The following is a 22562-nucleotide window of genomic DNA, read 5'->3' as shown; positions in this document are numbered from 1 at the left end:
CATCGACAGCACGGATCGCCGTCCTGTCACACCAGCAGGTTACGCTGCATGGCGCATGGAGGGTGAGCGACTCAGGGCTCGCCCGATGGATGCCCGGCAAGGAGCACGAAATGACCCACTTCACCCCCTGGAACGCCCAAGACCTGCACGGCATCGCCGTGATCGAAGCGCAACGCCGCTGGCTCGGCACCCTGACCGAACACCTCAGCGGCAGCCTGCACCGCCGCGACGCACGCAGCGCCGTGGGGCTGTGCCTAGAGCGCCTGCTCAGCGGCCTGCTGCAGTCGCTGGTCAGCGAGGAGGAAGCCTTCCGCGAACTGGGCCTGGCGCTGGACGCCGCCCACATCGACGCCCACAACGGGCTGTGCCTGGAAATCCTCAACCTGCTGCGCCGCCACGAGCTGGGCGAGCCGGTGGGCGTGCAGCTGCTGCACTGCCTGCAGGCCTGGCAGAACGAGCACTGCCGGGCCGAGGATCGCCTGCTGCACTGAGCCGGGTTCGCCGGGCGCCATGCCGCCCGTCATCATTGCCACGCCGTTGTCCCGACAGGGCAACGGCGTTTTTCATCGCACACTTCCCGCAGAAGACAGGCTCCCAGGCAGTCGCAGCACACGGCATGGCGCCCCGCCGGCGAACCGGGCAGCGCACCGTAACGTCCCCGCACGCTCCACGCCCGTCGCCTGCGCGAGCCGCCGCTCAGCGCGCGCCGGGGCGTTTGCCGGCGGGTTTCTTGCGGCCCTTGGCGAAGGCCTGCGCCTTGCCCTCCTCGCCCTTGCTCCACGGCTTGGCGCCGTCGCTGGCGCGCGGCGGCAGTCCGTTGTGCTGGGTGAGCAGCGGCTTGCCGAGCTTCTTGCTGCCGGCCGGGGTGGAGTTCTTGCGCCGCGCGCTCTGGTAGGTGCCGTCGCCCGCCGGCTGGGTGGCCGGGATCAGCTGGTGCTTGCCGGGGCCGATCAGGTCGCTGCGCCCCATGGCCTTAAGCGCCTCGCGCAGCAGCGGCCAGTTCTTCGGGTCGTGGTAGCGCAGGAAGGCCTTGTGCAGGCGGCGCTGGCGCTCGCCCTTGACGATGGTGACGCTCTCGCTCTTGTAGGTGACCTTGCGCAGCGGGTTGCGCCCGGAGTGGTACATGGCGGTGGCGGTGGCCATCGGCGACGGGTAGAAGGCCTGCACCTGGTCGGCGCGGAAACCGTTGCGCTTGAGCCACAGGGCGAGGTTCATCATGTCCTCGTCGCGGGTGCCCGGGTGCGCGGCGATGAAGTAGGGGATCAGGTACTGCTCCTTGCCCGCCTCCTTGGAGAACTTCTCGAACATCTTCTTGAAGCGGTCGTAGGTGCCGATCCCCGGCTTCATCATCTTGTCCAGCGGGCCGCGCTCGGTGTGCTCCGGGGCGATCTTCAGGTAGCCGCCGACGTGGTGGGTGACCAGCTCGCGGACGTACTCCGGCGACTCAACGGCAAGGTCGTAGCGCAGGCCGGAGGCGATCAGGATCTTCTTCACCCCGGGCAGGGCGCGGGCGTCGCGGTACAGCTGGATCAGCGCCGAGTGGTCGGTGTTGAGGTTGTCGCAGATCCCCGGATAGACGCAGGACGGCTTGCGGCAGGCGGCCTCGATCTCCGGGCTCTTGCAGGCGATGCGGTACATGTTGGCGGTGGGGCCGCCGAGATCGGAGATCACCCCGGTGAAGCCCGGTACCTTGTCGCGGATCTCCTCGATCTCGCGCAGGATCGACTCCTCGGAACGGTTCTGGATGATCCGCCCCTCGTGCTCGGTGATCGAGCAGAAGGTGCAGCCGCCGAAGCAGCCGCGCATGATGTTCACCGAGAAACGGATCATCTCGTAGGCCGGGATCTTCTCGCCGTTGTAGGCCGGATGCGGCACACGGGCGTAGGGCAGGCCGAAGACGTAGTCCATCTCCTCGGTGGTCAGCGGGATCGGCGGCGCGTTCAGCCAGACGTCCTGCTCGCCGTGGCGCTGCACCAGCGCGCGGGCGTTGCCGGGGTTGGTCTCCAGGTGCAGCACGCGGTTGGCGTGGGCGTAGAGCACCGCATCGCTCTTGACCTTCTCGAACGACGGCAGACGGATCACCGTGCGCTCGCGGGTCAGCCTGGGGTGCGGCAGCAGCTCGACCGGCCGGGCCTCGTTGGGATCGTCCGGCGCGCCCTTGGCCTGCTCGATGGCACAGGCGTCGAGATCCTGGGTGTTGACGTAGGGGTTGATGATCTTGTCGATGCGCCCGGGGCGGTCGATGCGCGTGGAGTCGATCTCGAACCAGCCCTCGGGAGTGTCGCGACGCACGAAGGCGGTGCCGCGCACGTCGGTGATCGCCTGGATCGGCTCGCCGGCGGACAGCCGCTGGGCGACCTCGACGATGGCGCGCTCGGCGTTGCCGTAGAGCAGGATGTCGGCCTTGGCGTCCATCAGGATCGAGTGGCGCACCTTGTCCTGCCAGTAGTCGTAGTGGGCGATGCGCCGCAGCGACGCCTCGATGCCGCCGAGCACGATCGGCACGCCCTTGTAGGCTTCGCGGCAGCGCTGGCTGTAGACCATGCTGGCGCGGTCCGGACGCTTGCCGGCCATGCCGCCGGCGGTGTAGGCGTCGTCCGAGCGCGCCTTGCGGTCGGCGGTGTAGCGGTTGATCATCGAATCCATGTTGCCCGCCGCCACGCCGAAGAACAGGTTCGGCTCGCCGAGCTTCATGAAGTCGTCTTTCGACTGCCAGTCCGGCTGGCTGATGATGCCGACGCGGAAGCCCTGGGCTTCGAGCAGGCGGCCGATGATCGCCATGCCGAACGAGGGGTGATCGACGTAGGCATCGCCGGTGACGATGATCACGTCGCAGGAATCCCAGCCGAGCAGGTCCATCTCTTCCCGGCTCATCGGCAGGAAGGGCGCAGGCCCGAAACATTCGGCCCAGTACTTGGGATAGTCGAACAGCGGCTTGGCGGCGTGCATGGCGATGACCAGGAACTCTCGGAGGGATTTACGCGGGCGCGGAGGATAGCACAAAAAGTGAACAAGCCCGACCCGCAAGGTCGGGATTGTCCCCTAGCGGCGGGCCGGCGGACGGCGCGCCCGCCGCTACCCGCCGCTCGCCGGTCATTCCACCAGCAGCGCGTCGACGCGCTGGAAGCCGCGCGGCAGCAGGCTGCCGCGCTGGCTGCGCTTGCCGCTGTAGTGGGCCAGGTCCTCGGCGCGCAGCGACAGGGTGCGCTTGCCGGCCTGCAGCACCAGGGTGGCGCCCTGCGGTAGCACCGCCAGGTCGACCAGACGCTCCTCGCCGGCGATGCCGATGATCTTGTTGCCCTTGCCCTTGGCCAGCTGCGGCAGATCGCCGACCGGGAACAGCAGCAGGCGCCCCTCGCTGGTCACCGCGGCGAGGCGGTCGCTGGCCGGATCGCGCAGCGGCCGCGGCGCCATCACCGCAGCCTTCTCCGGCAGGCTCAGCAGCGCCTTGCCGGCCTTGTTCTTGGCCTGCAGGTCCTCGCCCTTGACCACGAAGCCGTAGCCGGCGTCCGAGGCCAGCACGTAGAGGGCCTGATCCTCGGGCAGCAGCACGCACTCGAAGCTGGCGCCGGCCGGCGGGCTCAGCCGGCCGGTCAGCGGCTCGCCCTGGCCGCGCGCCGAGGGCAGCGAGTGGGCCGGCAGCGAGTAGCTGCGCCCGGTGGAGTCGAGGAACACCGCCTGCTGGTTGGAGCGTCCGGCGGCGGCGGCCTTGTAGGCGTCGCCGGCCTTGTAGGACAGCCCGGCGGCGTCGATGTCGTGGCCCTTGGCACAGCGCACCCAGCCCTTCTCGGAGAGCACCACGGTGACCGGCTCGCTGGGCAGCAGCTCGGTTTCCGACAGGGCGCGGGCCTCGCTGCGTTCGACCAGCGGCGAGCGGCGCGCATCGCCGTAGGTCTCGGCGTCGTCGAGCAGTTCCTTGCGCACCAGCTTCTTCAGCCTGGCTTCGCTGCCGAGCAGCCCCTGCAGCTTGCTGCGCTCCTTGGCCAGATCGTCCTGCTCGCCGCGGATCTTCATTTCCTCCAGGCGCGCCAGCTGGCGCAGGCGGGTGTCGAGGATGTAGTCGGCCTGCACCTCGCTGAGGGCGAAGCGCTCCATCAGCAGCGACCGGGGCTGGTCCTCCTCGCGGATGATGCGGATCACCTCGTCGAGGTTGAGGAAGGCGACCAGCAGCCCTTCGAGCAAGTGCAGGCGCTTCTCCACCTTGTCGAGGCGGAACTGCAGGCGGCGGCGCACCGTCTGCAGGCGGAACGCTAGCCACTCGCCGAGCAGTTGGCGCAGGTTCTTCACCTGCGGCTTGCCGTCCAGGCCGATGACGTTGGTGTTGACCCGGTAGCTGGACTCCAGGTCGGTGGTGGCGAACAGGTGGGTCATCAGCTCTTCGGCGTCGATGCGGCTGGAGCGCGGCACGATGACGATGCGGCAGGGGTTCTCGTGGTCCGACTCGTCGCGCAGGTCGGCGACCATCGGCAGCTTCTTGGCCTGCATCTGCGCGGCGATCTGCTCCAGCACCTTGGCTCCGGAGACCTGGTGCGGCAGCGCGGTGACCACGATGTCGCCGTCCTCGACGCGGTACACCGCGCGCATGCGCACCGAACCGCGGCCGGTCTGGTAGATCTTCAGCAGGTCGGCGCGCGGGGTGATGATCTCCGCCTCGGTCGGGTAGTCCGGCCCCGGCAGCAGCTCGCAGAGCCGCTCGACCGACGCCTCCGGGTCGTCGAGCAGCACCACGCAGGCGTTGGCCACCTCGCGCAGGTTGTGCGGCGGCACGTCGGTGGCCATGCCCACGGCGATGCCGGTGGTGCCGTTGAGCAGCAGGTTGGGCAGCCGCGCCGGCAGCATCGCCGGCTCGTCGAGGGTGCCGTCGAAGTTGGGCACCCAGTCGGCGGTGCCCTGGCCCAGTTCGGCGAGCAGCACCTCGGAGTAGCGCGACAGGCGCGCCTCGGTGTAGCGCATCGCGGCGAACGACTTGGGATCGTCCGGGGCGCCCCAGTTGCCCTGGCCGTCGACCAGCGGATAGCGGTAGCTGAACGGCTGGGCCATCAGCACCATCGCCTCGTAGCAGGCGCTGTCGCCGTGCGGGTGGTACTTGCCCAGCACGTCGCCGACGGTGCGCGCCGACTTCTTGTGCTTGGCGTCGGCGCCCAGGCCCAGCTCGCTCATCGCATAGACGATGCGCCGCTGCACCGGCTTGAGGCCGTCGCCGATGTGCGGCAGCGCGCGGTCCATGATCACGTACATGGAATAGTTGAGATAGGCCTGTTCGGTGAACTCGGCCAGGGAGCGGCGTTCGACGCCGTCCATGCTCAGATCGAGGGATTCGCTCATCTGCGTCCTCAGCAATGCTTCGTTTCGGGGCGCGCCCGCCGCAGGCCGGCGCGCCGGATAAGGGGATCAGCCGTTCCAGCCGCCTGCGGGCGCGGCGAACTGCAGGATCAGCGGGCGGCGTTCGCCGGCGGCGTTGGCCTTGCCGCCGTTGTCCAGCCCGATCCAGGCGCCCTGCTCGTCCAGCCACAGCGCCTCGGCCAGGCCGTAGCGGCTGGCATAACGCCGCTCCGGGGCCAGCGCGGCGGCGGCGAACGACCAGCAGCGCTCCACCGCGCCGCTGTCCGCATCGCGCCGGCAGAGCCTGTGTTCGAGGCGCTCCAGGCTGTACAGCTTGCCGGCGTGCCAGCTCAGCGCGGCGAAATCCAGCGCATGGCGCTGCTCCGCGCTGGCCAGCGGATGGCGGCCCTTGGCCTGCTCGGCCAGCAGCACGCAGCCGGCGGCGCACTGCCAGCCCTCGCCCGTGCGGCGCAGCGCGATCAGTCCGCGGCCCTCGCGCTCGGCGGCCAGCCACAGGCGGCTGCCGTCGGGCGTCAGCGCCAGCCCTTCGAGCAGCGCATTGAAGCGCCGCAACAGGCCGCGCTCGCGCGCCGCGGCGACCCAGCCGGGTGGTAACGCCAGCCACTGCGGCGCGCCGACCGGCGGCACGCGCAGCACCGCCAGCTGGCTCTCGCTGAGCAGGTAACGGGCGCCGGCGGCATCGCAGGCCAGGCCCTCGAAGTCCAGCGCACCGCCGCGCAGCGGCGTGAGCAGGCGGCTGCCGCTACGCAGCGCCCAGGGCAGCCCGCTGGGCGGCGCCGGCGGCGCGCGCAGCACTTCGCCGGCGGCCTGCCAGGCCCGAGGGCCCGGCTCCAGACGGTAGAGGCGCGTGTCCTCGCGGTCGGAAACCGCCCAGAAGCGCCCGTCCGCGCAGCGCGCCAGCCCCGACAGGTTGCCACCCGCCATGCCTTCGACCGGTAGCGCGGCCTGCAGGCGCAGCTCGGCCGGCGGCGCGGCGACGGCCGGCGGCAGGACGGCGCCGAGCAGCGCCAGCAGCAGGCCGCACAGTCGCCTCACGCCAGCACCTCGGCGAGGTTGCCCTTGCTCTCCAGCCAGCTCTTGCGGTCGCCGGCGCGCTTCTTGGCCAGCAGCATGTCCATCATCTCGTGGGTGCCCTGCAGGTCGTCGAGGGTCAGCTGCACCAGCCGGCGGGTGTTGGGGTCCATGGTGGTTTCGCGCAGCTGCGGCGGGTTCATCTCGCCGAGGCCCTTGAAGCGGGTGACCTGCGGCTTGCCGCGGCGCTTCTCGGCGACCAGGCGGTCAAGAATGCCGTCGCGCTCGGCCTCGTCCAGCGCGTACCAGACCTCCTTGCCCAGGTCGATGCGGTACAGCGGCGGCATCGCCACATAGACGTGGCCGGCCTCGACCAGGGCGCGGAAGTGGCGGACGAACAGCGCGCACAGCAGGGTGGCAATGTGCAGGCCATCGGAGTCGGCGTCGGCGAGGATGCAGATCTTGCCGTAGCGCAGCTGCGACAGGTCGGTCGCGCCCGGGTCGATGCCGATGGCCACGGCGATGTCGTGGACCTCCTGGCTGGCCAGCACCTCGCCGCCGTCCACCTCCCAGGTGTTCAGGATCTTGCCGCGCAGCGGCATGATCGCCTGGAACTCCTTGTCGCGCGCCTGCTTGGCGCTGCCGCCGGCCGAGTCGCCCTCGACCAGGAACAGCTCGGAGCGGCTGCTGTCGGCGCCGGCGCAGTCGGCCAGCTTGCCGGGCAGCGCCGGCCCCTGGGTGACGCGCTTGCGCTCGACCTTCTTGCTGGCCTTGAGGCGCCGCCCGGCGTTGCTGATCGCCAGCTCGGCCAGTGCCAGGCCCAGTTCGGGATGCTCGTTGAGCCACAGGCTGAAGGCGTCCTTGACCACCCCGGAGACGAAGGCCGCCGCCTCGCGCGAGGACAGCCGCTCCTTGGTCTGTCCAGAAAACTGCGGCTCCTGCATCTTCATCGACAGCACGAAGGCGATGCGCTCCCAGACGTCCTCCGGCGCCAGCTTGACGCCGCGCGGCAACAGGCTTCTGAACTCGCAGAACTCGCGCATGGCGTCCAGCAGGCCCTGGCGCAGGCCGTTGACGTGGGTGCCGCCCTGAGCGGTGGGGATCAGGTTGACGTAGCTTTCCTGCACGCTCTCGCCGCCCTCGGGCAGCCACAGCAGCGCCCAGTCGACCGCCTCCTTGTTGCCGGCCAGGCTGCCGACGAACGGCGTCTCCGGCAGGCGGGCGAAGTCGCTGACCGCATCGCTGAGGTAGGAACGCAGGCCGTCCTCGTAGTGCCACTCGACCTTCTCGCCGCCGGCCTTGTCCTCGAAGGACACCGCCAGGCCCGGGCAGAGCACCGCCTTGGCCTTGAGCACGTGCTTGAGACGGGCGATGGAGAACTTCGCGGCGTCGAAGTAGCGGGCATCGGGCCAGAACTGCACGCTGGTGCCGGTGTTGCGCTTGCCGACCGTGCCGACCACTTCCAGCTCGCTGACCTTGAAGCCGTGCTCGAAGGCCATGGCGTACTCGTTACCGTCGCGGCGCACGCGCACCTCGACGCGGGTCGACAGGGCGTTGACCACCGAGATGCCGACGCCGTGCAGGCCGCCGGAGAACTGGTAGTTCTTGTTGGAGAACTTGCCGCCGGCGTGCAGCTTGGTGAGGATCAGCTCGACGCCGCTGACGCCCTCCTCCGGGTGGATGTCCACCGGCATGCCGCGACCGTCGTCGATCACCTGCAGCGAGTTGTCGCCATGCAGGATCACCTGCAGGCTGCGGGCGTGCCCGGCCAGCGCCTCGTCGACGCTGTTGTCGATGACTTCCTGGGCCAGGTGGTTGGGGCGGCTGGTGTCGGTGTACATGCCCGGGCGCTTGCGCACCGGGTCGAGGCCGGAGAGGACCTCGATGGCTTCGGCGGTATAGGAGGTATTGGCCATGGCTGGATGTCTGTCTGGCGAAAGGGTCGCCCGCGGCGCGCCGCGGGCCGGAATTCAGGCGTGGGTCAGGCCGGCAAAGGCCAGCAGCTCCGGAATGCGCGCGGCGAAGCCCTGGTAGCCGTGGTCGCCGCCGTCCTCAATCTGCACCGTGCAGTGCCGGTAGTAGTCGGCGGCATCGCGGTAGTCGAGGGTCTCGTCGCCGGTCTGCAGCCACACCACGAAGCGCGCGAGGTCACGAGGCGGCGGCACTTCCAGCGCCGCCAGCGCGGCGACGTGCTCGGCGGTCAGCTCCCAGCACTCGCCGCTGTAGAAGTTGCGCTGCGCGCCGAGATAGCGCTCGAAGTAGCGCTGTACGCGCACCGCCGGGTTGATCAGCAGGGCCTTGAGGCCGTGGCGCTCGGCGAGAAAGGTCGCATAGTAGCCGCCGAGGGAACTGCCGACCAGCACCGGGCACGCCGCCTCGGCGAGCAGCGCCTGCAGTTGGTCGATGGCGCGGCGCGGATCGTGGTGCAGCGCCGGCACCCGCAGCTGCCCGGCCAGCCCCAGCCGCGTCGCAGCGGCGAGCAGCTCGCGCGCCTTGTGCGAAGCGGGCGAGCTGTTGAAACCGTGGATGTAGATCAGGGTCGGCGGCGGCGTCATCGGCGGGGTCTTTTGGCTGTATGGATATACATAGCGCGCATTATCCGCCAGGCGTCGGCAAGTTGCATCCCCTGTCTGCCGGCGCACCGCGGAGGGCGGCCTCTCAGTAGCGGTGGCGGCGCGGCACCCGGGCGGCCAGTTGGCTGAGCAGCTCGTAACCGATGGTGCCGCAGGCGGCGGCCACCTCGTCGACCGGCAGGCCGGCGCCCCACAGTTCCACGGGCGTGCCGACCCGGGCCTGCGGCACCGCCGACAGGTCGACGGTGAGCATGTCCATGGACACCCGACCGACCAGCGGCACGCGCTGGCCGTCGATCAGCAGCGGCGTCCCCGGCGGAGCGCTGCGCGGATAGCCGTCGGCATAGCCGCAACTGAGGGTGCCGATACGCGTCGGCCGCGGCGCCACCCAGCCGGCGCCGTAACCGACGCTGTCCCCGGCCGCCACCTCGCGCACCGCGATCAGCGCGCCGGACAGGCTCATCGCCGGCCGCACGCCCAGCGCGGCCGCAGCGCCGTCGGCGAACGGGCTGGCGCCGTAGAGCATGATCCCCGGCCGCAACCAGCCCAGTCGCGCCTCGGGCAGCGCGAGGATCGCCGCCGAATTGGCCAGCGAGCGCTGGGCGAAGGGCACGTCGTCGAGGCTGCGGAACGCCCCGATCTGCTGCGCGGTGAGCGGATGGCCGGGCAGGTCGGCGCAGGCGAAATGGCTGATCAGGTTGAGCTCGCCGACCTGCGCCGCGCCGCTCAGCCGCGCATGCCAGCGGCGCAGCTCGGCGGCGGCGAAGCCCAGGCGGTGCATGCCGCTGTCCAGCTTCAGCCAGACCCGCAGGGGCTGGCGCAGCCGCGTGGCCAGCAGGGCCTCGGCCTGCTCGGCGCTCTGCACCACCACATCCAGGTCCAGTTGCGCCGCCAGCGGATACTCGTCGGCGGACAGGCAGCCCTGCAGCACCAGGATCCGCGCACGCGCGTTGAGACCGCGCACCTCGCCGGCCTCCTCCAGACAGGCGACGGCGAAACCGTCGGCCTCCTCCAGAGCACAGACCACCTCGCGCACCCCGTGCCCGTAGGCATTGGCCTTGACCACCGCGAAGCTCGGCTGGCCGGCGGCCCGGGCGCGAACCAGCGCATGGTTGTGACGGATCGCGGAGAGATCGACGGTGGCGAGGAGAGGACGCATCGGAAGACTCGCAGAACGGCAAACGGGGCCGCCATCTTACTCCCGATATCCGGCGAATGCCGTGCGCCAGAGCCTCGCCGGCAGGGCTTACTCGTCTTCGAAGCCGTACATGCCCGGAGCGAGGTTCTCGAAGCGCGTGTACTTGCCGAGGAAGGCCAGGCGCACGGTACCGATCGGGCCGTTCCGCTGCTTGCCGATGATGATCTCGGCGACGCCCTTGTGCTCGGTCTCCGGGTGATACACCTCGTCGCGGTAGACGAACATGATCACGTCGGCGTCCTGCTCGATGGCGCCCGACTCGCGCAGGTCGGAGTTGATCGGCCGCTTGTTGGGCCGCTGCTCCAGCGAGCGGTTGAGCTGCGACAGGGCGATCACCGGGCAGTTGAATTCCTTGGCCAGGCCCTTCAGCGAGCGTGAGATCTCGGAGATCTCGTTGGTGCGGTTCTCGCCGCCGCTGCCGCCGACCTGCATCAGCTGCAGGTAGTCGACCATGATCAGCGCCAGTTCGCCGTGCTCGCGCACCAGGCGGCGGGTGCGCGCACGCATTTCCGAGGGGGTGATGCCGGCGGTGTCGTCGATGAACAGCTTGCGCTCGTTGAGCAGGTTGACCGCCGAGGTAAGCCGCGGCCAGTCGTCGTCGTCGAGACGCCCGGAGCGCACCTTGGTCTGGTCGATGCGCCCCAGTGAGGACAGCATACGCATCACCAGCGATTCGCCGGGCATCTCCAGCGAGTACACCATCACCGCCTTGTCGCTGCGCAGCACGGCGTTCTCCACCAGGTTCATGGCGAAGGTGGTCTTGCCCATCGACGGACGGCCGGCGACGATGATCAGGTCGCCCGGCTGCAGGCCGCTGGTCTTCTCGTCCAGGTCGGTGAAGCCGGTGGAAATGCCGGTGATCGCCTCGTGACTGTTGAACAGGGTGTCGATGCGGTCGATGGCCTTGGTCAGCAGTTCGTTGAGGCCCACCGGGCCGCCGCTCTTGGGCCGCGACTCGGCGATCTGGAAGATCTTGCGCTCGGCTTCGTCGAGGATCTCCTCGGCGCCGCGGCCCTGCGGGTTGTAGGCGCTGTCGCCGATCTCGTTGCTGATGCCGATCAGTTTGCGCAGGGTGGCGCGCTCGCGAATGATCTGCGCGTAGGCCTTGATGTTGGCCACCGACGGGGTGTTCTTGGCCAGTTCGCCCAGATAGGCCAGGCCGCCGACCTGGGCCAGCTGACCTTCCTTGTCCAGTTGCTCGGAGAGGGTGACCACGTCGAACGGCTGGTTGCGCTCGGCCAGCTTGTAGATCGCGCGGAAGATCAGCCGGTGGTCATGGCGATAGAAGTCGGCGTCGGACACCAGGTCCAGCACCCGCTCCCAGGCGTTGTTGTCGAGCATCAGGCCGCCGATCACGGCCTGCTCGGCTTCGATGGAGTGCGGCGGCACCTTGAGGGCCGCGGTCTCCAGATCGTACTGCTCGGGGACGCCGATCTCGTTCATGCTTGGCTACCGTGTGTTGCGTACTGCAGAAAGACAAAGGGCACGCCTGCCGATGGCAGAGCGTGCCCGATGTTAACCCATGCCACAGACATGAGCCCGGATGGATGCCCGCTTAGGCAGCCACCACCACCACGCGAACGGTGGCTTCGACGTCGGTGTGCAGGTGCACGGCCACGTCGTATTCGCCGACCTGACGGATGGTACCGTTGGGCAGGCGGACTTCGCTCTTGGCCACTTCCACGCCGGAGGCGGTCAGGGCGTCGGCGATGTCGTGGGTACCGATGGAACCGAACAGCTTGCCTTCATCGCCAGCAGTGGCGGTGATGGTGACTTCCAGCTCGGCCAGCTCGGCAGCGCGGGATTCGGCGTAAGCCTTCTTCTCGGCAGCCAGCTTCTCCAGCTCGGCGCGGCGCGCTTCGAACGCAGCGACGTTCTCGGCGGTGGCGCGGGTGGCCTTGCCCTGCGGCAGCAGGAAGTTGCGGGCATAGCCGCTCTTGACACTCACCTTGTCACCCAGGTTGCCCAGGTTGGTGATTTTTTCCAGCAGGATGATTTCCATGCTCTAGAACCTCTTGACTTTTAACCTTCACCGTCCGTGGGGCCGCTGGCGCCATTGCGCGCGGAACGCCCACGAAAATCAAACAGACTGTCGACAACGGCCAACACGACCAGCAGCGGGAACATCACCTGCATGAAGAACACCAGCGCGATGTAGAACCCGACCAGCCAGAACCCCGCCATGCGTTTCTGTGCCACCAGCCCGTGCAGCAGGGCCATGCCGGCAAATCCCAGCGGGATGCTGCACAGCGGCGTCAGCATCGCCAGCTGACTCCCCAGGCCCGGCAGCAGGAAGACTCCCAGCAGCAGGGCGATGGCCAGCGGAGCCGGCAGGCGCAGAGCCTGGAACTCACGGGCAAAGCCACCCGGGTTGTACAGCAGCGACTGCCAGTAGCGCCCCAGCAACAGACCGAGCAGGCACAGCAGCTGCAGCAGCGCAGCCATCAGTCCGGTCAGTACCGGCGCTACCAGCTCGCCGATGCGCGCACGCTCGCTGTCCGGCATCTGCTGGTAGACCTCACCCAGCATCTGCGGCATCAGCTCCTGCAACTCCTGGCTGGTGCGCTGCACCGACTCGCCGAACACACCGCCGATGATCACACCGAACAGTACGCCCAGCGGCAGACTGAGCAGCAGCACAGGCCTCCAGGAGGCAGTGTTGCGCAGCACGGCAGCCAGACTCAGGGTTCCCAGCAGCACCAGCAGCGGCCTGGGCTCGCCGTAGTACCACCAGAGCAGAGCCGGCAGCAGGGCCCAGACCGCAATACCCAAGGCATCGCTGAGGCCGCGCCGCAGCAGCACGAGCGCTGCGGCGGCAGCACCGATCCAGAAAGCCAGCGGCAGGGCGGTACCCAGCACCACCACGAGGGTGGCCTGCTTGCGCCCGCGCATGACGAAATCGGCCAGTGCCCGCATGCGTCTAGTCCGTTAGCCTGTCGACTGCCGGACCTTAACGGCCGTGGCTGTCGGTGTAGGGCAGCAGGGCCAGGTAGCGGGCGCGCTTGATAGCGGTCGCCAGCTGACGCTGATACTTGGCTTTGGTGCCGGTGATACGGCTCGGAACGATCTTGCCGGTTTCGGAGACATAGGCCTTCAGGGTGTTGAGATCCTTGTAATCGATCTCCAGAACACCTTCAGCGGTGAAACGGCAGAACTTGCGACGACGGAAGAAACGTGCCATGAAAGTGGCTCCTCAAAACTGGTTACGAAGATTACTCGTCGGCGCTGTCGCCGTCGCTGCCTTCAGCGGCGCCTTCGACGCTGTCGCTGCGGTCACGACGCTCGCGGCGCTCGTTGCGGCTTTCTTCGGCCTTGAGCATCTCGGACTGCTCGGTCACGGCTTCGTCGCGACGGATGACCAGGTTGCGGATCACGGCGTCGTTGTAGCGGAAGTTGTCTTCCAGCTCGGCCAGGGCAGCGCCGCTGCACTCGACGTTCATCAGCACGTAGTGAGCCTTGTGGACGTTGTCGATGGCGTAGGCCAGCTGACGACGACCCCAGTCTTCCAGACGGTGGACCTTGCCGCCGTCTTCTTCGATGGTCTTGGTGTAACGCTCGACCATACCGCCAACCTGCTCACTCTGATCCGGGTGAACCAGGAAGACGATTTCGTAATGACGCATAAATGCTCCTTACGGTTATGCAGCCTGCCGCCAGGGCGGTCAGGCAAGGAGTGAATGTTTCGTATGTGCTTGCCGGCTGCGGGCGCGGACACGCCTGCCAGAACGACAAGGGGTGGCATTGTACGGACGGCCGTGCCGCCCCGCAAGCAATGCGGGGCGCAATTCAGGCGCCGGTGGATGGCCGGCGCTGACGCACCGCCTCGAACAGACAGACCCCCGCGGCCACCGAGACGTTCAGGCTGCTGACGCTGCCGCCCATCGGCAGCTTGGCCAGATAGTCGCAATGCTCGCGGGTCAGCCGGCGCATGCCCTTGCCCTCGGCGCCCATCACCAGCACGCTCGGCCCGCGCAGGTCGAGATCAAAGATCTCCTGGGTCGCCTCGCCGGCGGTACCGACGATCCACAACCCCTGCCGCTGCAGCTTCTCCAGCGTGCGCGCCAGGTTGGTCACCGCCACCAGCGGCACCACTTCGGCAGCGCCGCAGGCGACCTTGCGCACCGTGGCGTTGAGGGTCGCCGACTTGTCCTTGGGCACGATCACCGCCTGCACTCCGGCAGCATCGGCGGTGCGCAGGCAGGCGCCGAGATTGTGCGGATCGGTCACCCCGTCGAGCACCAGCAGCAGCGGTACCGATTCGTTGCGCGCCAGCAGCTCGTCAAGGAAGTTCTCGCCCCATACCTGACTGGGGCTGACCTCAGCGACCACCCCCTGATGGACGCCCTCGGCCCACTCGTCCAGTTCGCGCCGCTCGCGCTGACCGACCGGCACCCGCGCCTCGCCGGCCAGTTGCACCAGCGCCTGCACGCGGGGATCCTGACGCCCCTCGGCCAGCCACAACTGCTTGACCCGCTTGGGGTGATGGCGCAGCAGCGCCTCGACGGCGTGAACGCCGTAAATCTTTTCCCACTGACTCATTGCTTGACCTTGCGTGTACGAACGGCCGACTCGCCACCCTGCGGAGCGGCGGCCTTATTGCGGGAGCGGGGCTTACCGCCCTTGCCGGCCGGTTTGGACTTGCCGCCCCCTTTGGCATCGACCTTCGCCTTGCCGGAACCCTTGCCCTGAGCTGCCGACTCATCGAGCAGCTTGCGCTTGAGCGCACGACTTTTCGGCACATCGCTGTTGCCGAGCAGGATATCGGCCTGCTCCAGCAGCTCCGGCGCCACCTCGGGCAGCGCCTGCACGCGACCGGCTCGCCCGCCGCGACCGCCGCCCGACACGCCTGTCGAACGCTTGCGCGGCGCCTTGACGGAATCCTGGCGCGCACCGCGCGGCTCGCGCGCCGAAACCGTCGACGGCGAACCCTCCGCCAGCTCGAAGTCGATCTTGCGCTCGTCCAGGTCGACCCGCGCCACTAGCACCTCGATGCTGTCGCCCAGTCGGTAGGTGCGACCGGAACGTTCGCCGCTCAGGCGATGGTGCATCGGGTCGAAGTGGTAGTAATCGCCCGGCAGCGCGGTGATGTGCACCAGACCCTCCACATAGATGTCGGTCAGCTCGACGAACAGGCCGAAGCCGGTTACTGCCGTCACCACGCCGGGGAAGCACTCGCCGACCCGCTCGCGCATGTATTCGCACTTGAGCCAGTTGACCACATCGCGGGTCGCCTCGTCGGCACGCCGCTCGGTCAGCGAGCAGTGCTCGCCCAGCTGCTCCAGACGCGCCTCGTCATAGGGGTAGATCCGCGCCTTGGGCAAGCTTGCCGCACCGACGCGGCGCACCCGTTCGGTGGCGCGCTTGGAGCGCACCACGCTGCGGATCGCCCGATGCACCAGCAGGTCCGGATAGCGACGAATCGGCGAGGTGAAGTGGGTATAGCTCTCGTAGTTGAGACCGAAGTGGCCAGCATTGTCCGGACTGTACAGGGCCTGACTCAGCGAGCGCAGCATCACCGTCTGGATCAGGTGATAGTCGGGACGACCGCGCACCGACTCCAGCAGGTTGAGGTAGTCCTTGGGCGTCGGCTCGCCCTTGCCGCGATACAGCGTCAGGCCCAGCTCGCCAAGGAAGCCACGCAGCTTCTCCAGCTTCTCCGCTGGCGGCCCATCGTGGACGCGGTACAGCGCCGGCAGCTCGTGCTCGGCGAGGAAGCGCGCGGTGGCGACGTTGGCGCACAGCATGCACTCCTCGATCAGCCGGTGCGCATCGTTGCGCTGGGTCGGGCGGATCTCGGTAATCTTGCGATCGGCGCCGAAGACGATGCGCGTCTCCTGGGTTTCGAAATCGATGGCGCCACGCTCCTGGCGGGCCGCCAGCAACGCCTTGTACAGCGCATACAGCTGACGCAGGTGCGGCACCAGATGGGGCATCTGCTGGCGCTGGTACTTGGCCTCGGTGGAGTTGGGCTTCTCCAGCAGCTGGCTGACCTTGGTGTAGGTCAGGCGCGCATGGGAGTGGATCACTGCTTCGTAGAACTGGTAGTCGACCAACTTGCCAGCCTTGGAAACCGTCATCTCGCAGACCATGGCCAGGCGATCTACCAGCGGGTTCAGCGAGCACAGCCCGTTGGACAGCTCTTCGGGCAGCATCGGGATCACCCGCTCGGGGAAATACACCGAGTTGCCGCGCTTGACAGCCTCCTCGTCCAGCGCCGAACCGACCTTCACATAGTGGGAAACGTCGGCGATGGCCACGAACAGGCGCCAGCCGCCGCCCTTGATCGCTTCGGCATACACCGCATCGTCGAAGTCGCGGGCATCCTCGCCATCGATGGTGACGAAGGGCAGCTCGCGCAGATCCAGACGCTTCTCCTTGTCCTTCTCCGACACTTCGGGCTTGAGCTTCTTCGCTTCGCGCAGCACCGCCTCGGGCCACTCGTGCGGCAGATCGTAGCTGCGCATGGCAACCTCGATCTCCATGCCCGGCGCCATGTAGTCGCCCAGCACCTCGACCACCTCGCCCTGCGCCTGACGGAAGGCGGTAGGCCACAGATCGATGCGCACCTGGACGAACTGACCGTGACGCGCCCTGCCCTGCTTGCCCGGCTGCACCAGCACCTGCTGCTGGATCTTCGGATTGTCGGCCACCACCATGGCAATGCCGCTCTCCTCGAAAAAGCGCCCGACCAGGGTTTCATGGGCGCGGGTCAGCACCTCGACCAGGGCGCCCTCGCGACGTCCGCGCCGATCCAGGCCGGAAACCCGCGCCAGCGCGCGGTCGCCATCGAACACCAGGCGCATCTGCGCCGGACTGAGGAACAGGTCGTCGCTGCCGTCGTCGGGAATCAGGAAGCCGAAACCGTCGCGGTGCCCACTGACACGGCCACGGATCAGATCGAGCTTGTCGACCGGGGCATAGGCGCCCCGGCGGGTGTAAATCAGCTGGCCATCGCGCTCCATCGCGCGCAGCCGGCGGCGCAGCGCCTCTTCGGCCTCCTCGCCAGCCAGGCCCAGCTCTTCGAACAGCTGGGCGCGGGACGCCGGCGCACCGCGCTCGGCCAAATGCGCGAGGATCAGTTCGCGGCTAGGAATCGGGTTGTCGTACTTCTCCGCCTCGCGGGCGGCCTCGGGGTCGAGGGTTTGCCAATCGGCCATATGTCGGTTTTCACCCTTGGTTGTCTTGCTCATGGTCATGCCTATATTGAAGCGCGAAAGCGGCGCTTCGCGCAGCCTTGCCAGAACAATAAAATTTTTTCACATCAGGGGTTTACAAGCCTTCGAGCCCCCCGTATAGTTTGCGCCCACAGCAGCAGTGAACGCTGTGACGATAGAGCAGATGAGCGATCATCGCACTATTTGCCCAGGTGGCGGAATTGGTAGACGCGCTGGTTTCAGGTATCAGTGGTGGTAACACCGTGGAAGTTCGAGTCTTCTCCTGGGCACCAATTCAAAGCTTGATCGCACCCCTTGCAGGCGATTGAGCTGCAGTAAAAACGCAAGATGCTGTTGCAGTAACAGATGATCGCATGCGATCGTCATGCCCAGGTGGCGGAATTGGTAGACGCGCTGGTTTCAGGTATCAGTGGTGGCAACACCGTGGAAGTTCGAGTCTTCTCCTGGGCACCAATTCAGAAAAAACCGGATCTTATGATCCGGTTTTTTTTCGCCCCCAGAAAGCCAAATCCAGCAACCCGACCACACGCCGGGCAGTACGCGAAGCACCGACCAGCCCCCCCACCACCACTGCCGCTCACGCTGGCGCACCTCGCCAGACCCGCACACCAGCAACCTCGCCCAACATACAAAAAGCGCGCATAAAAAAATCCGACGCCGCAAGGCATCGGATTTTTCTGACACACGCAGCAAAATGAGGACTCAGCCACCCATCCCACCACGCACGCGCCGAAGCAGTCCTTAGACCAGCTTCTCCTTGATACGGGCAGCCTTGCCGGACAGCGCGCGAAGGTAGTACAGCTTGGCCTTGCGCACATCGCCGCGACGCTTGACGCTGATGCTGTCGACCAGCGGGCTGTAGGTCTGGAAAGTACGCTCCACACCGACGCCGTTGGAGATCTTGCGCACGGTAAAGGCGCTGTTCAGGCCGCGGCTACGCTTGCCGATCACCACACCTTCGAAGGCCTGCAGACGCTGACGGTCGCCTTCCTTCACCTTGACTTGCACGATCACGGTATCGCCAGGGGCGAAGGCCGGGATCTCTTTGTTCATCTGCTCAGCTTCGATCTGCTGAATGATCAGGTTCTTGTTGCTCATGTTGCGCTCCAAAGACAAACCGCAGTTTGTCATCGATACGTTAACTATCGTTCTGCTGACGGATATAGTCGTCCAGCAGCTTCTTCTCTTCTCCAGAAAGCGAGCGACTATCCAGAAGATCGGCTCGGCGTTCCCAGGTACGCCCTAGGGACTGCTGCAAACGCCAGCGCCGGATGTGTTCGTGGTTGCCGCTGAGCAGCACCGCCGGAACACTTCTACCCTCGTACACCTCGGGTCGAGTGTAGTGCGGGCAATCGAGCAGGCCGTCGGTGAACGAGTCCTCCTCGGCGGAATCTGCATGCCCCAACGCTCCGGGCAGCAACCGCGTGACTGCATCGATCAGCACCATGGCCGGCAGCTCACCGCCGGACAGGACGTAATCGCCGATCGACCATTCCTCATCCACGTGCGCCTCGATGAAACGCTCGTCGATGCCTTCATAACGCCCAGCGATGAGGATCAGACACTCCTCGCTCGCCAGCTCACGGATCGCCGCCTGGTCAAGACGACGCCCCTGCGGCGACAGGTAAATTACCTTCGCCACTCCGCCTGCAGCCGACTTGGCCGATGCCAGGGCCAGCTCCAGCGGCTTGATCTTCATCACCATCCCCGGGCCGCCACCGAAAGGCCGATCATCCACCGTATGATGGCGATCTTCGGTGTAATCCCGCGGATTCCAGCAGTGCAGCTGCAGGAGCCCCTGCCTGACTGCGCGACTGGTGATGCCGTACTCGCCGATGGCGGCGAACATCTCGGGGAACAGGCTGAGAACATCTACCCGCATGGGTTAGAAATCCGCATCCCAGTCCACCTGCATTTCGCCGGCAGCCAGATCGACACGCTGCACGCACTGCTTCGTATAGGGCAACAGGCGCTCGCGATCATCCAGACTGCCCGCACAGGGCTTCACCACCAGCACGTCGTTGGCGCCGGTTTCCAACAGGTGATCGACCATGCCGAGCCATTGCCCGCCCTGGTTGATGACCCTCAGACCTTGCAGCTGGTACCAGTAGTACTCGTCATCCTGCAGCGCCGGCAGCTGGCTGCGTGGCACACAGATGAGGAATCCGGCATAGCCGCGGGCCTCTTCGCGATCGTCGAGCCCCTTGATCTTGGCGGTCAGCACCTTGTTGTGCAGACGTCCACTGACCAGCTCGGCTTGACGGATTTCGCCATCACGCTTGAGTGTCCAGTGACGGTAGTCCAGCAGGTTGTCCAGCGGATCGGTATAAGAGTAGATCTTGACCTCACCGCGTATGCCGTACACCGAGACTATCTTGCCAAGGACGACCAGATCCTCGGCGGGTGTCGGCGAATTCTGCATGATCAAGGACTCAGGCTTGCGCCGCTTCCTTGAGCAACTGGGCAGCGCGCTCGGACGGCTGGGCGCCCTGGCTCAGCCAGTACTGGGCACGCTCGGCGTTCACGGACAGACGCACTTCACCACCGGTAGCGACCGGGTTGAAGAAACCGATGCGCTCGACAAAACGGCCGTCACGAGCAGAGCGGCTGTTGGTCACGGTCAGGTGGTAGAAAGGGCGCTTCTTGGAGCCGCCACGAGCAAGACGGATGGTTACCATTGAACTTCGTTCCTGTAGTAGGTGCTTGCAAAAGCTGTATGCACACTAGGGCCCACGGCCCGAAAGGCCGCATATCTTAAGGATTATCCGGTTATTTGCCAATCTTTTTCCGCCTGCGCGGCAACCGGCCCAGCGATCGGATCGCCCGCCTGCTGCCTGCCACGGTATCGCAATCCCCGGAGCCTCCTCATTACTGCCCGGCGCCAAGAGTGTCGGCACCGGGCGAACAGCGACGACGGCGCAGACCGTCACCGCCATCCATTCATCAAAGCTTGGGCATGCCGCCCGGCAGAAGGCCGCTCATGCCGCGCATCATCCGCGCCATGCCGCCCTTGGCGGTGACCTTCTTCATCATCTTCTGCATCTGCTTGTGCTGCTTGATCAGCCGGCCGACATCCTGCACCTGGGTGCCGGAGCCCAGCGCGATACGGCGCTTGCGCGAGCCACTGATCAGCTCGGGATCGCGACGCTCGGCAGGGGTCATCGAGTTGATGATCGCCTCCATCTGCCGGAACTGCTTCTCCGCCGCACTCTGGGCGCTGCCCATCTGACCGAGATTCATCCCGCCGAGCATCGGCAGCTTGTCCATCAGGCTGCCCAGGCCGCCCATGTTCTTCATCTGCTGCAATTGATCGCGGAAGTCTTCGAGATCGAAGCCCTTGCCCTTCTTCAGCTTCTTGGTGAGCTTCTCGGCCTTCTCGCGATCCATGGTCTGCTCGGCCTGCTCGATCAGACTGAGCACATCGCCCATGCCGAGAATCCGCGAGGCCACGCGATCGGGATGGAACGGATCGAGCGCCTCGCTCTTCTCGCCCATGCCGAGGAACTTGATCGGCTTGCCGGTGATGGCGCGCACCGACAGCGCGGCACCGCCACGCGCATCGCCGTCGACCTTGGTCAGCACCACGCCGGTCAGCGGCAGGGCGTCGTTGAAGGCCTTGGCGGTGTTGGCGGCATCCTGACCGGTCATGGCATCGACCACGAACAGAGTCTCGACCGGATTGATCGCCGCGTGGACCTGCTGGATCTCCGCCATCATCTCCGCGTCGATGTGCAGACGACCGGCGGTATCGACGATCACCACGTCGATGAACTTGAGCTTCGCCTCGGCGATCGCCGCACGCGCGATATCCACCGGCTTCTGGCTCAGATCGGAGGGGAAGAAGGTCACGCCGACTTCGCCGGCGAGGGTTTCCAGCTGCTTGATCGCCGCCGGGCGATAGACGTCGGCGGACACCACCAGCACCGACTTCTTCTTGCGCTCCTTGAGGAAGCGCGCCAGCTTGCCGACCGTGGTGGTCTTGCCCGCGCCTTGCAGACCGGCCATCAGGATCACCGCCGGGGGCGCGGCATTCAGCGCCAGGTCCTCGTTGGCCGCGCCCATCAGCGCTTCCAGCTCGGCACGGACGATCTTCACGAACACCTGGCCCGGGGTCAGACTCTTCGACACCTCGGTGCCGACCGCGCGCTCCTTGACCTTGTTGACGAAGTCCTTGACCACCGGCAGGGCAACGTCGGCCTCAAGCAGGGCCATGCGCACCTCGCGCAGGGTGTCCTTGATGTTGTCTTCGGTCAGCTTGGCGCGACCGGTGACATTGCGCAGCGTCTGCGACAGGCGGTCAGTCAGATTCTCGAACATGCACGGTCCTTTGAGGATGGAGCTTGCGGCAAGGTCGCGGATTATAGCCGAGTGCGACGCTTACCGACACCGGCCTCAGACTTTCGAAGACCATCGGTTCTGTGCCAAACTCGGCAGACTTCAGGCCTCTTCCACAAGGACTTATGACGCCTTTGCTGCCCAGCCTGGCTGCGGCCGGCCTGTACGCCGGCACCGCCCTCTACCAGGCACTGCTGCTTTCCCGCCGCGCCACCGCGGACAAGCGCCTGCTTGGCGGCCTCGGCGCGCTGGCCCTGCTGATGCACCTGATCGCCCTGCACGGACTGCTGCTCGACGGCGATGCCCTGCTGCTCGACTTCTTCAATGCCGCCAGCCTGCTGGCCGCGGCGGTGATCGCCCTGACCCTGCTGACCAGCCTGCGCGTGCCGGTACACAACCTGCTGGTGCTGCTGTTTCCGCTCGGCGCGCTGACCGCCCTGCTGGCGCTGTTCGCTCCGGCCGGTACCACCCTGCCGATCCGCGAGGAGCCCGGCATCCTCGCCCATATCCTGCTGTCGATCCTCGCCTACGGCCTGCTGACCATCGCCGTGCTCCAGGCGCTGCTGCTGCTGCTGCAGAACCATCAGCTCAAGCACAAGCATCCCTCCGGCATCATCCGCACCTTCCCGCCACTGCAGACCATGGAAAGCCTGCTGTTCGGCTTCCTGTGGGGCGGCTGGTCGCTGCTCTCGCTGTCGCTGCTGTCCGGCGCCCTGTTCCTCGACGACCTGTTCGCCCAGCACCTGGTGCACAAGACCCTGCTCGCCTGCCTGGCCTGGGTGGTGTTCGGCGTGCTGCTGTGGGGCCGTCACCAGCTCGGCTGGCGCGGCGGCAAGGCGATCCGCTGGACCCTGGCCGGCTTCCTCCTGCTGATGCTGGCCTACTTCGGCAGCAAGCTGGTCCGCGAATTCATCCTGCACATCTAAG

At 66.9% G+C, this 22562-nt stretch carries 20 protein-coding genes and 2 tRNA genes; 4 read left to right on the top strand and 18 right to left on the bottom strand.

The window, feature by feature from the left end; genetic code table 11:
• Nucleotides 1-110: 110 nt before the first annotated feature.
• Complete coding sequence (locus BLU22_RS08550) at nt 111-491, top strand: hemerythrin domain-containing protein (RefSeq protein WP_090213635.1); 381 nt, start codon at nt 111-113, stop codon at nt 489-491.
• 205 nt (nt 492-696) lie between these two features.
• On the opposite strand, the gene BLU22_RS08545 is transcribed toward BLU22_RS08550, so the two are convergent.
• From BLU22_RS08545 to rnr, 13 genes are all read right to left on the bottom strand, one after another.
• Complete coding sequence (locus BLU22_RS08545; RefSeq protein WP_090213634.1) at nt 697-2949, bottom strand: YgiQ family radical SAM protein; 2253 nt, start codon at nt 2947-2949, stop codon at nt 697-699.
• A 144-nt stretch (nt 2950-3093) separates the two neighbouring features.
• Nucleotides 3094-5325 carry a DNA topoisomerase IV subunit A gene (gene parC, locus BLU22_RS08540; protein WP_090213632.1) on the bottom strand — a complete coding sequence of 744 codons (2232 nt, stop codon included), beginning with the start codon at nt 5323-5325 and terminating at the stop codon, nt 3094-3096.
• 66 nt (nt 5326-5391) lie between these two features.
• A complete protein-coding gene (locus tag BLU22_RS08535) occupies nt 5392-6378 on the bottom strand; it encodes an esterase-like activity of phytase family protein (RefSeq protein ID WP_090213631.1) in 987 nt (328 codons plus the stop codon).
• A complete protein-coding gene (gene parE, locus BLU22_RS08530) occupies nt 6375-8270 on the bottom strand; it encodes a DNA topoisomerase IV subunit B (RefSeq protein ID WP_090213630.1) in 1896 nt (631 codons plus the stop codon). The genes BLU22_RS08535 and parE overlap by 4 nt, the downstream gene beginning before the upstream one ends.
• Nucleotides 8271-8324: 54 nt before the next feature.
• Nucleotides 8325-8909, bottom strand: a complete 585-nt coding sequence (locus BLU22_RS08525) for a YqiA/YcfP family alpha/beta fold hydrolase (protein ID WP_090213629.1) — start codon at nt 8907-8909, stop codon at nt 8325-8327.
• Nucleotides 8910-9012: 103 nt separating this feature from the next.
• A complete protein-coding gene (alr, locus tag BLU22_RS08520; protein WP_090213627.1) occupies nt 9013-10086 on the bottom strand; it encodes an alanine racemase in 1074 nt (357 codons plus the stop codon).
• Nucleotides 10087-10173: 87 nt separating this feature from the next.
• Nucleotides 10174-11568: a replicative DNA helicase gene (dnaB, locus tag BLU22_RS08515; protein ID WP_090213626.1), complete on the bottom strand. Its 1395-nt coding sequence runs from the start codon at nt 11566-11568 to the stop codon at nt 10174-10176.
• A gap of 112 nt (nt 11569-11680) precedes the next feature.
• A complete protein-coding gene (rplI, locus tag BLU22_RS08510; RefSeq protein ID WP_090213625.1) occupies nt 11681-12127 on the bottom strand; it encodes a 50S ribosomal protein L9 in 447 nt (148 codons plus the stop codon).
• A 20-nt stretch (nt 12128-12147) separates the two neighbouring features.
• Complete coding sequence (locus BLU22_RS08505; RefSeq protein WP_090213623.1) at nt 12148-13041, bottom strand: YybS family protein; 894 nt, start codon at nt 13039-13041, stop codon at nt 12148-12150.
• Nucleotides 13042-13075: 34 nt separating this feature from the next.
• Nucleotides 13076-13306, bottom strand: a complete 231-nt coding sequence (gene rpsR / locus BLU22_RS08500) for a 30S ribosomal protein S18 (protein ID WP_090213622.1) — start codon at nt 13304-13306, stop codon at nt 13076-13078.
• A gap of 31 nt (nt 13307-13337) precedes the next feature.
• Nucleotides 13338-13748, bottom strand: coding sequence for a 30S ribosomal protein S6 (gene rpsF / locus BLU22_RS08495; RefSeq protein WP_090213619.1), 411 nt, complete (start codon nt 13746-13748; stop codon nt 13338-13340).
• A 163-nt stretch (nt 13749-13911) separates the two neighbouring features.
• Nucleotides 13912-14664 (bottom strand): 23S rRNA (guanosine(2251)-2'-O)-methyltransferase RlmB, encoded by a 753-nt coding sequence (gene rlmB, locus BLU22_RS08490; RefSeq protein ID WP_090213617.1) that lies wholly within the window; start codon nt 14662-14664, stop codon nt 13912-13914.
• Nucleotides 14661-17282, bottom strand: coding sequence for a ribonuclease R (gene rnr, locus BLU22_RS08485; protein ID WP_090213615.1), 2622 nt, complete (start codon nt 17280-17282; stop codon nt 14661-14663). The genes rlmB and rnr overlap by 4 nt, the downstream gene beginning before the upstream one ends.
• 203 nt (nt 17283-17485) lie before the next feature.
• Between rnr and BLU22_RS08480 the strand changes: the two genes are divergently transcribed.
• Both BLU22_RS08480 and BLU22_RS08475 read left to right on the top strand, forming a co-directional pair.
• Nucleotides 17486-17572 (top strand) — tRNA-Leu (locus BLU22_RS08480).
• A 94-nt stretch (nt 17573-17666) separates the two neighbouring features.
• Nucleotides 17667-17753 (top strand) — tRNA-Leu (locus BLU22_RS08475).
• 288 nt (nt 17754-18041) lie between these two features.
• Here BLU22_RS08475 and rplS read toward each other — a convergent pair.
• The 5 genes from rplS to ffh all read right to left on the bottom strand — a co-directional run bounded on the left by rplS (nt 18042) and on the right by ffh (nt 21617).
• A complete protein-coding gene (rplS, locus tag BLU22_RS08470) occupies nt 18042-18398 on the bottom strand; it encodes a 50S ribosomal protein L19 (RefSeq protein WP_090213613.1) in 357 nt (118 codons plus the stop codon).
• A 40-nt stretch (nt 18399-18438) separates the two neighbouring features.
• The gene (gene trmD / locus BLU22_RS08465) at nt 18439-19182 is read right to left on the bottom strand and encodes a tRNA (guanosine(37)-N1)-methyltransferase TrmD (protein WP_090213612.1); all 744 of its coding nucleotides are present in this window, start codon (nt 19180-19182) and stop codon (nt 18439-18441) included.
• A gap of 3 nt (nt 19183-19185) precedes the next feature.
• Entirely contained in the window at nt 19186-19722 is a 537-nt protein-coding gene (gene rimM / locus BLU22_RS08460) for a ribosome maturation factor RimM (RefSeq protein ID WP_090213610.1), read from the bottom strand.
• A 10-nt stretch (nt 19723-19732) separates the two neighbouring features.
• Nucleotides 19733-19978, bottom strand: a complete 246-nt coding sequence (gene rpsP, locus BLU22_RS08455; protein WP_090213609.1) for a 30S ribosomal protein S16 — start codon at nt 19976-19978, stop codon at nt 19733-19735.
• A 265-nt stretch (nt 19979-20243) separates the two neighbouring features.
• Nucleotides 20244-21617, bottom strand: coding sequence for a signal recognition particle protein (ffh, locus tag BLU22_RS08450; protein ID WP_090213607.1), 1374 nt, complete (start codon nt 21615-21617; stop codon nt 20244-20246).
• A gap of 143 nt (nt 21618-21760) precedes the next feature.
• Between ffh and BLU22_RS08445 the strand changes: the two genes are divergently transcribed.
• Nucleotides 21761-22561: a cytochrome C assembly family protein gene (locus tag BLU22_RS08445; protein WP_090213606.1), complete on the top strand. Its 801-nt coding sequence runs from the start codon at nt 21761-21763 to the stop codon at nt 22559-22561.
• Nucleotide 22562 lies beyond the last annotated feature (1 nt).

It is taken from the genome of Pseudomonas guangdongensis (genome assembly GCF_900105885.1).
Taxonomy (GTDB): domain Bacteria; phylum Pseudomonadota; class Gammaproteobacteria; order Pseudomonadales; family Pseudomonadaceae; genus Geopseudomonas; species Geopseudomonas guangdongensis.
This window is presented reverse-complemented; position numbering and strand designations above follow the sequence as displayed.

Bases quoted from the DNA above. Each gene is read 5' to 3' on its own strand.
- BLU22_RS08550 (WP_090213635.1), top strand. From the start codon at position 111: ATGACCCACTTCACCCCCTGGAACGCCCAAGACCTGCACGGCATCGCC.
- BLU22_RS08545 (WP_090213634.1), bottom strand. From the start codon at position 2,949: ATGCACGCCGCCAAGCCGCTGTTCGACTATCCCAAGTACTGGGCCGAA.
- parC (WP_090213632.1), bottom strand. From the start codon at position 5,325: ATGAGCGAATCCCTCGATCTGAGCATGGACGGCGTCGAACGCCGCTCC.
- parE (WP_090213630.1), bottom strand. From the start codon at position 8,270: ATGGCCAATACCTCCTATACCGCCGAAGCCATCGAGGTCCTCTCCGGC.
- BLU22_RS08525 (WP_090213629.1), bottom strand. From the start codon at position 8,909: ATGACGCCGCCGCCGACCCTGATCTACATCCACGGTTTCAACAGCTCG.
- alr (WP_090213627.1), bottom strand. From the start codon at position 10,086: ATGCGTCCTCTCCTCGCCACCGTCGATCTCTCCGCGATCCGTCACAAC.
- dnaB (WP_090213626.1), bottom strand. From the start codon at position 11,568: ATGAACGAGATCGGCGTCCCCGAGCAGTACGATCTGGAGACCGCGGCC.
- rplI (WP_090213625.1), bottom strand. From the start codon at position 12,127: ATGGAAATCATCCTGCTGGAAAAAATCACCAACCTGGGCAACCTGGGT.
- BLU22_RS08505 (WP_090213623.1), bottom strand. From the start codon at position 13,041: ATGCGGGCACTGGCCGATTTCGTCATGCGCGGGCGCAAGCAGGCCACC.
- rpsR (WP_090213622.1), bottom strand. From the start codon at position 13,306: ATGGCACGTTTCTTCCGTCGTCGCAAGTTCTGCCGTTTCACCGCTGAA.
- rpsF (WP_090213619.1), bottom strand. From the start codon at position 13,748: ATGCGTCATTACGAAATCGTCTTCCTGGTTCACCCGGATCAGAGTGAG.
- rlmB (WP_090213617.1), bottom strand. From the start codon at position 14,664: ATGAGTCAGTGGGAAAAGATTTACGGCGTTCACGCCGTCGAGGCGCTG.
- rnr (WP_090213615.1), bottom strand. From the start codon at position 17,282: ATGGCCGATTGGCAAACCCTCGACCCCGAGGCCGCCCGCGAGGCGGAG.
- rplS (WP_090213613.1), bottom strand. From the start codon at position 18,398: ATGAGCAACAAGAACCTGATCATTCAGCAGATCGAAGCTGAGCAGATG.
- trmD (WP_090213612.1), bottom strand. From the start codon at position 19,182: ATGCGGGTAGATGTTCTCAGCCTGTTCCCCGAGATGTTCGCCGCCATC.
- rimM (WP_090213610.1), bottom strand. From the start codon at position 19,722: ATGCAGAATTCGCCGACACCCGCCGAGGATCTGGTCGTCCTTGGCAAG.
- rpsP (WP_090213609.1), bottom strand. From the start codon at position 19,978: ATGGTAACCATCCGTCTTGCTCGTGGCGGCTCCAAGAAGCGCCCTTTC.
- ffh (WP_090213607.1), bottom strand. From the start codon at position 21,617: ATGTTCGAGAATCTGACTGACCGCCTGTCGCAGACGCTGCGCAATGTC.
- BLU22_RS08445 (WP_090213606.1), top strand. From the start codon at position 21,761: ATGACGCCTTTGCTGCCCAGCCTGGCTGCGGCCGGCCTGTACGCCGGC.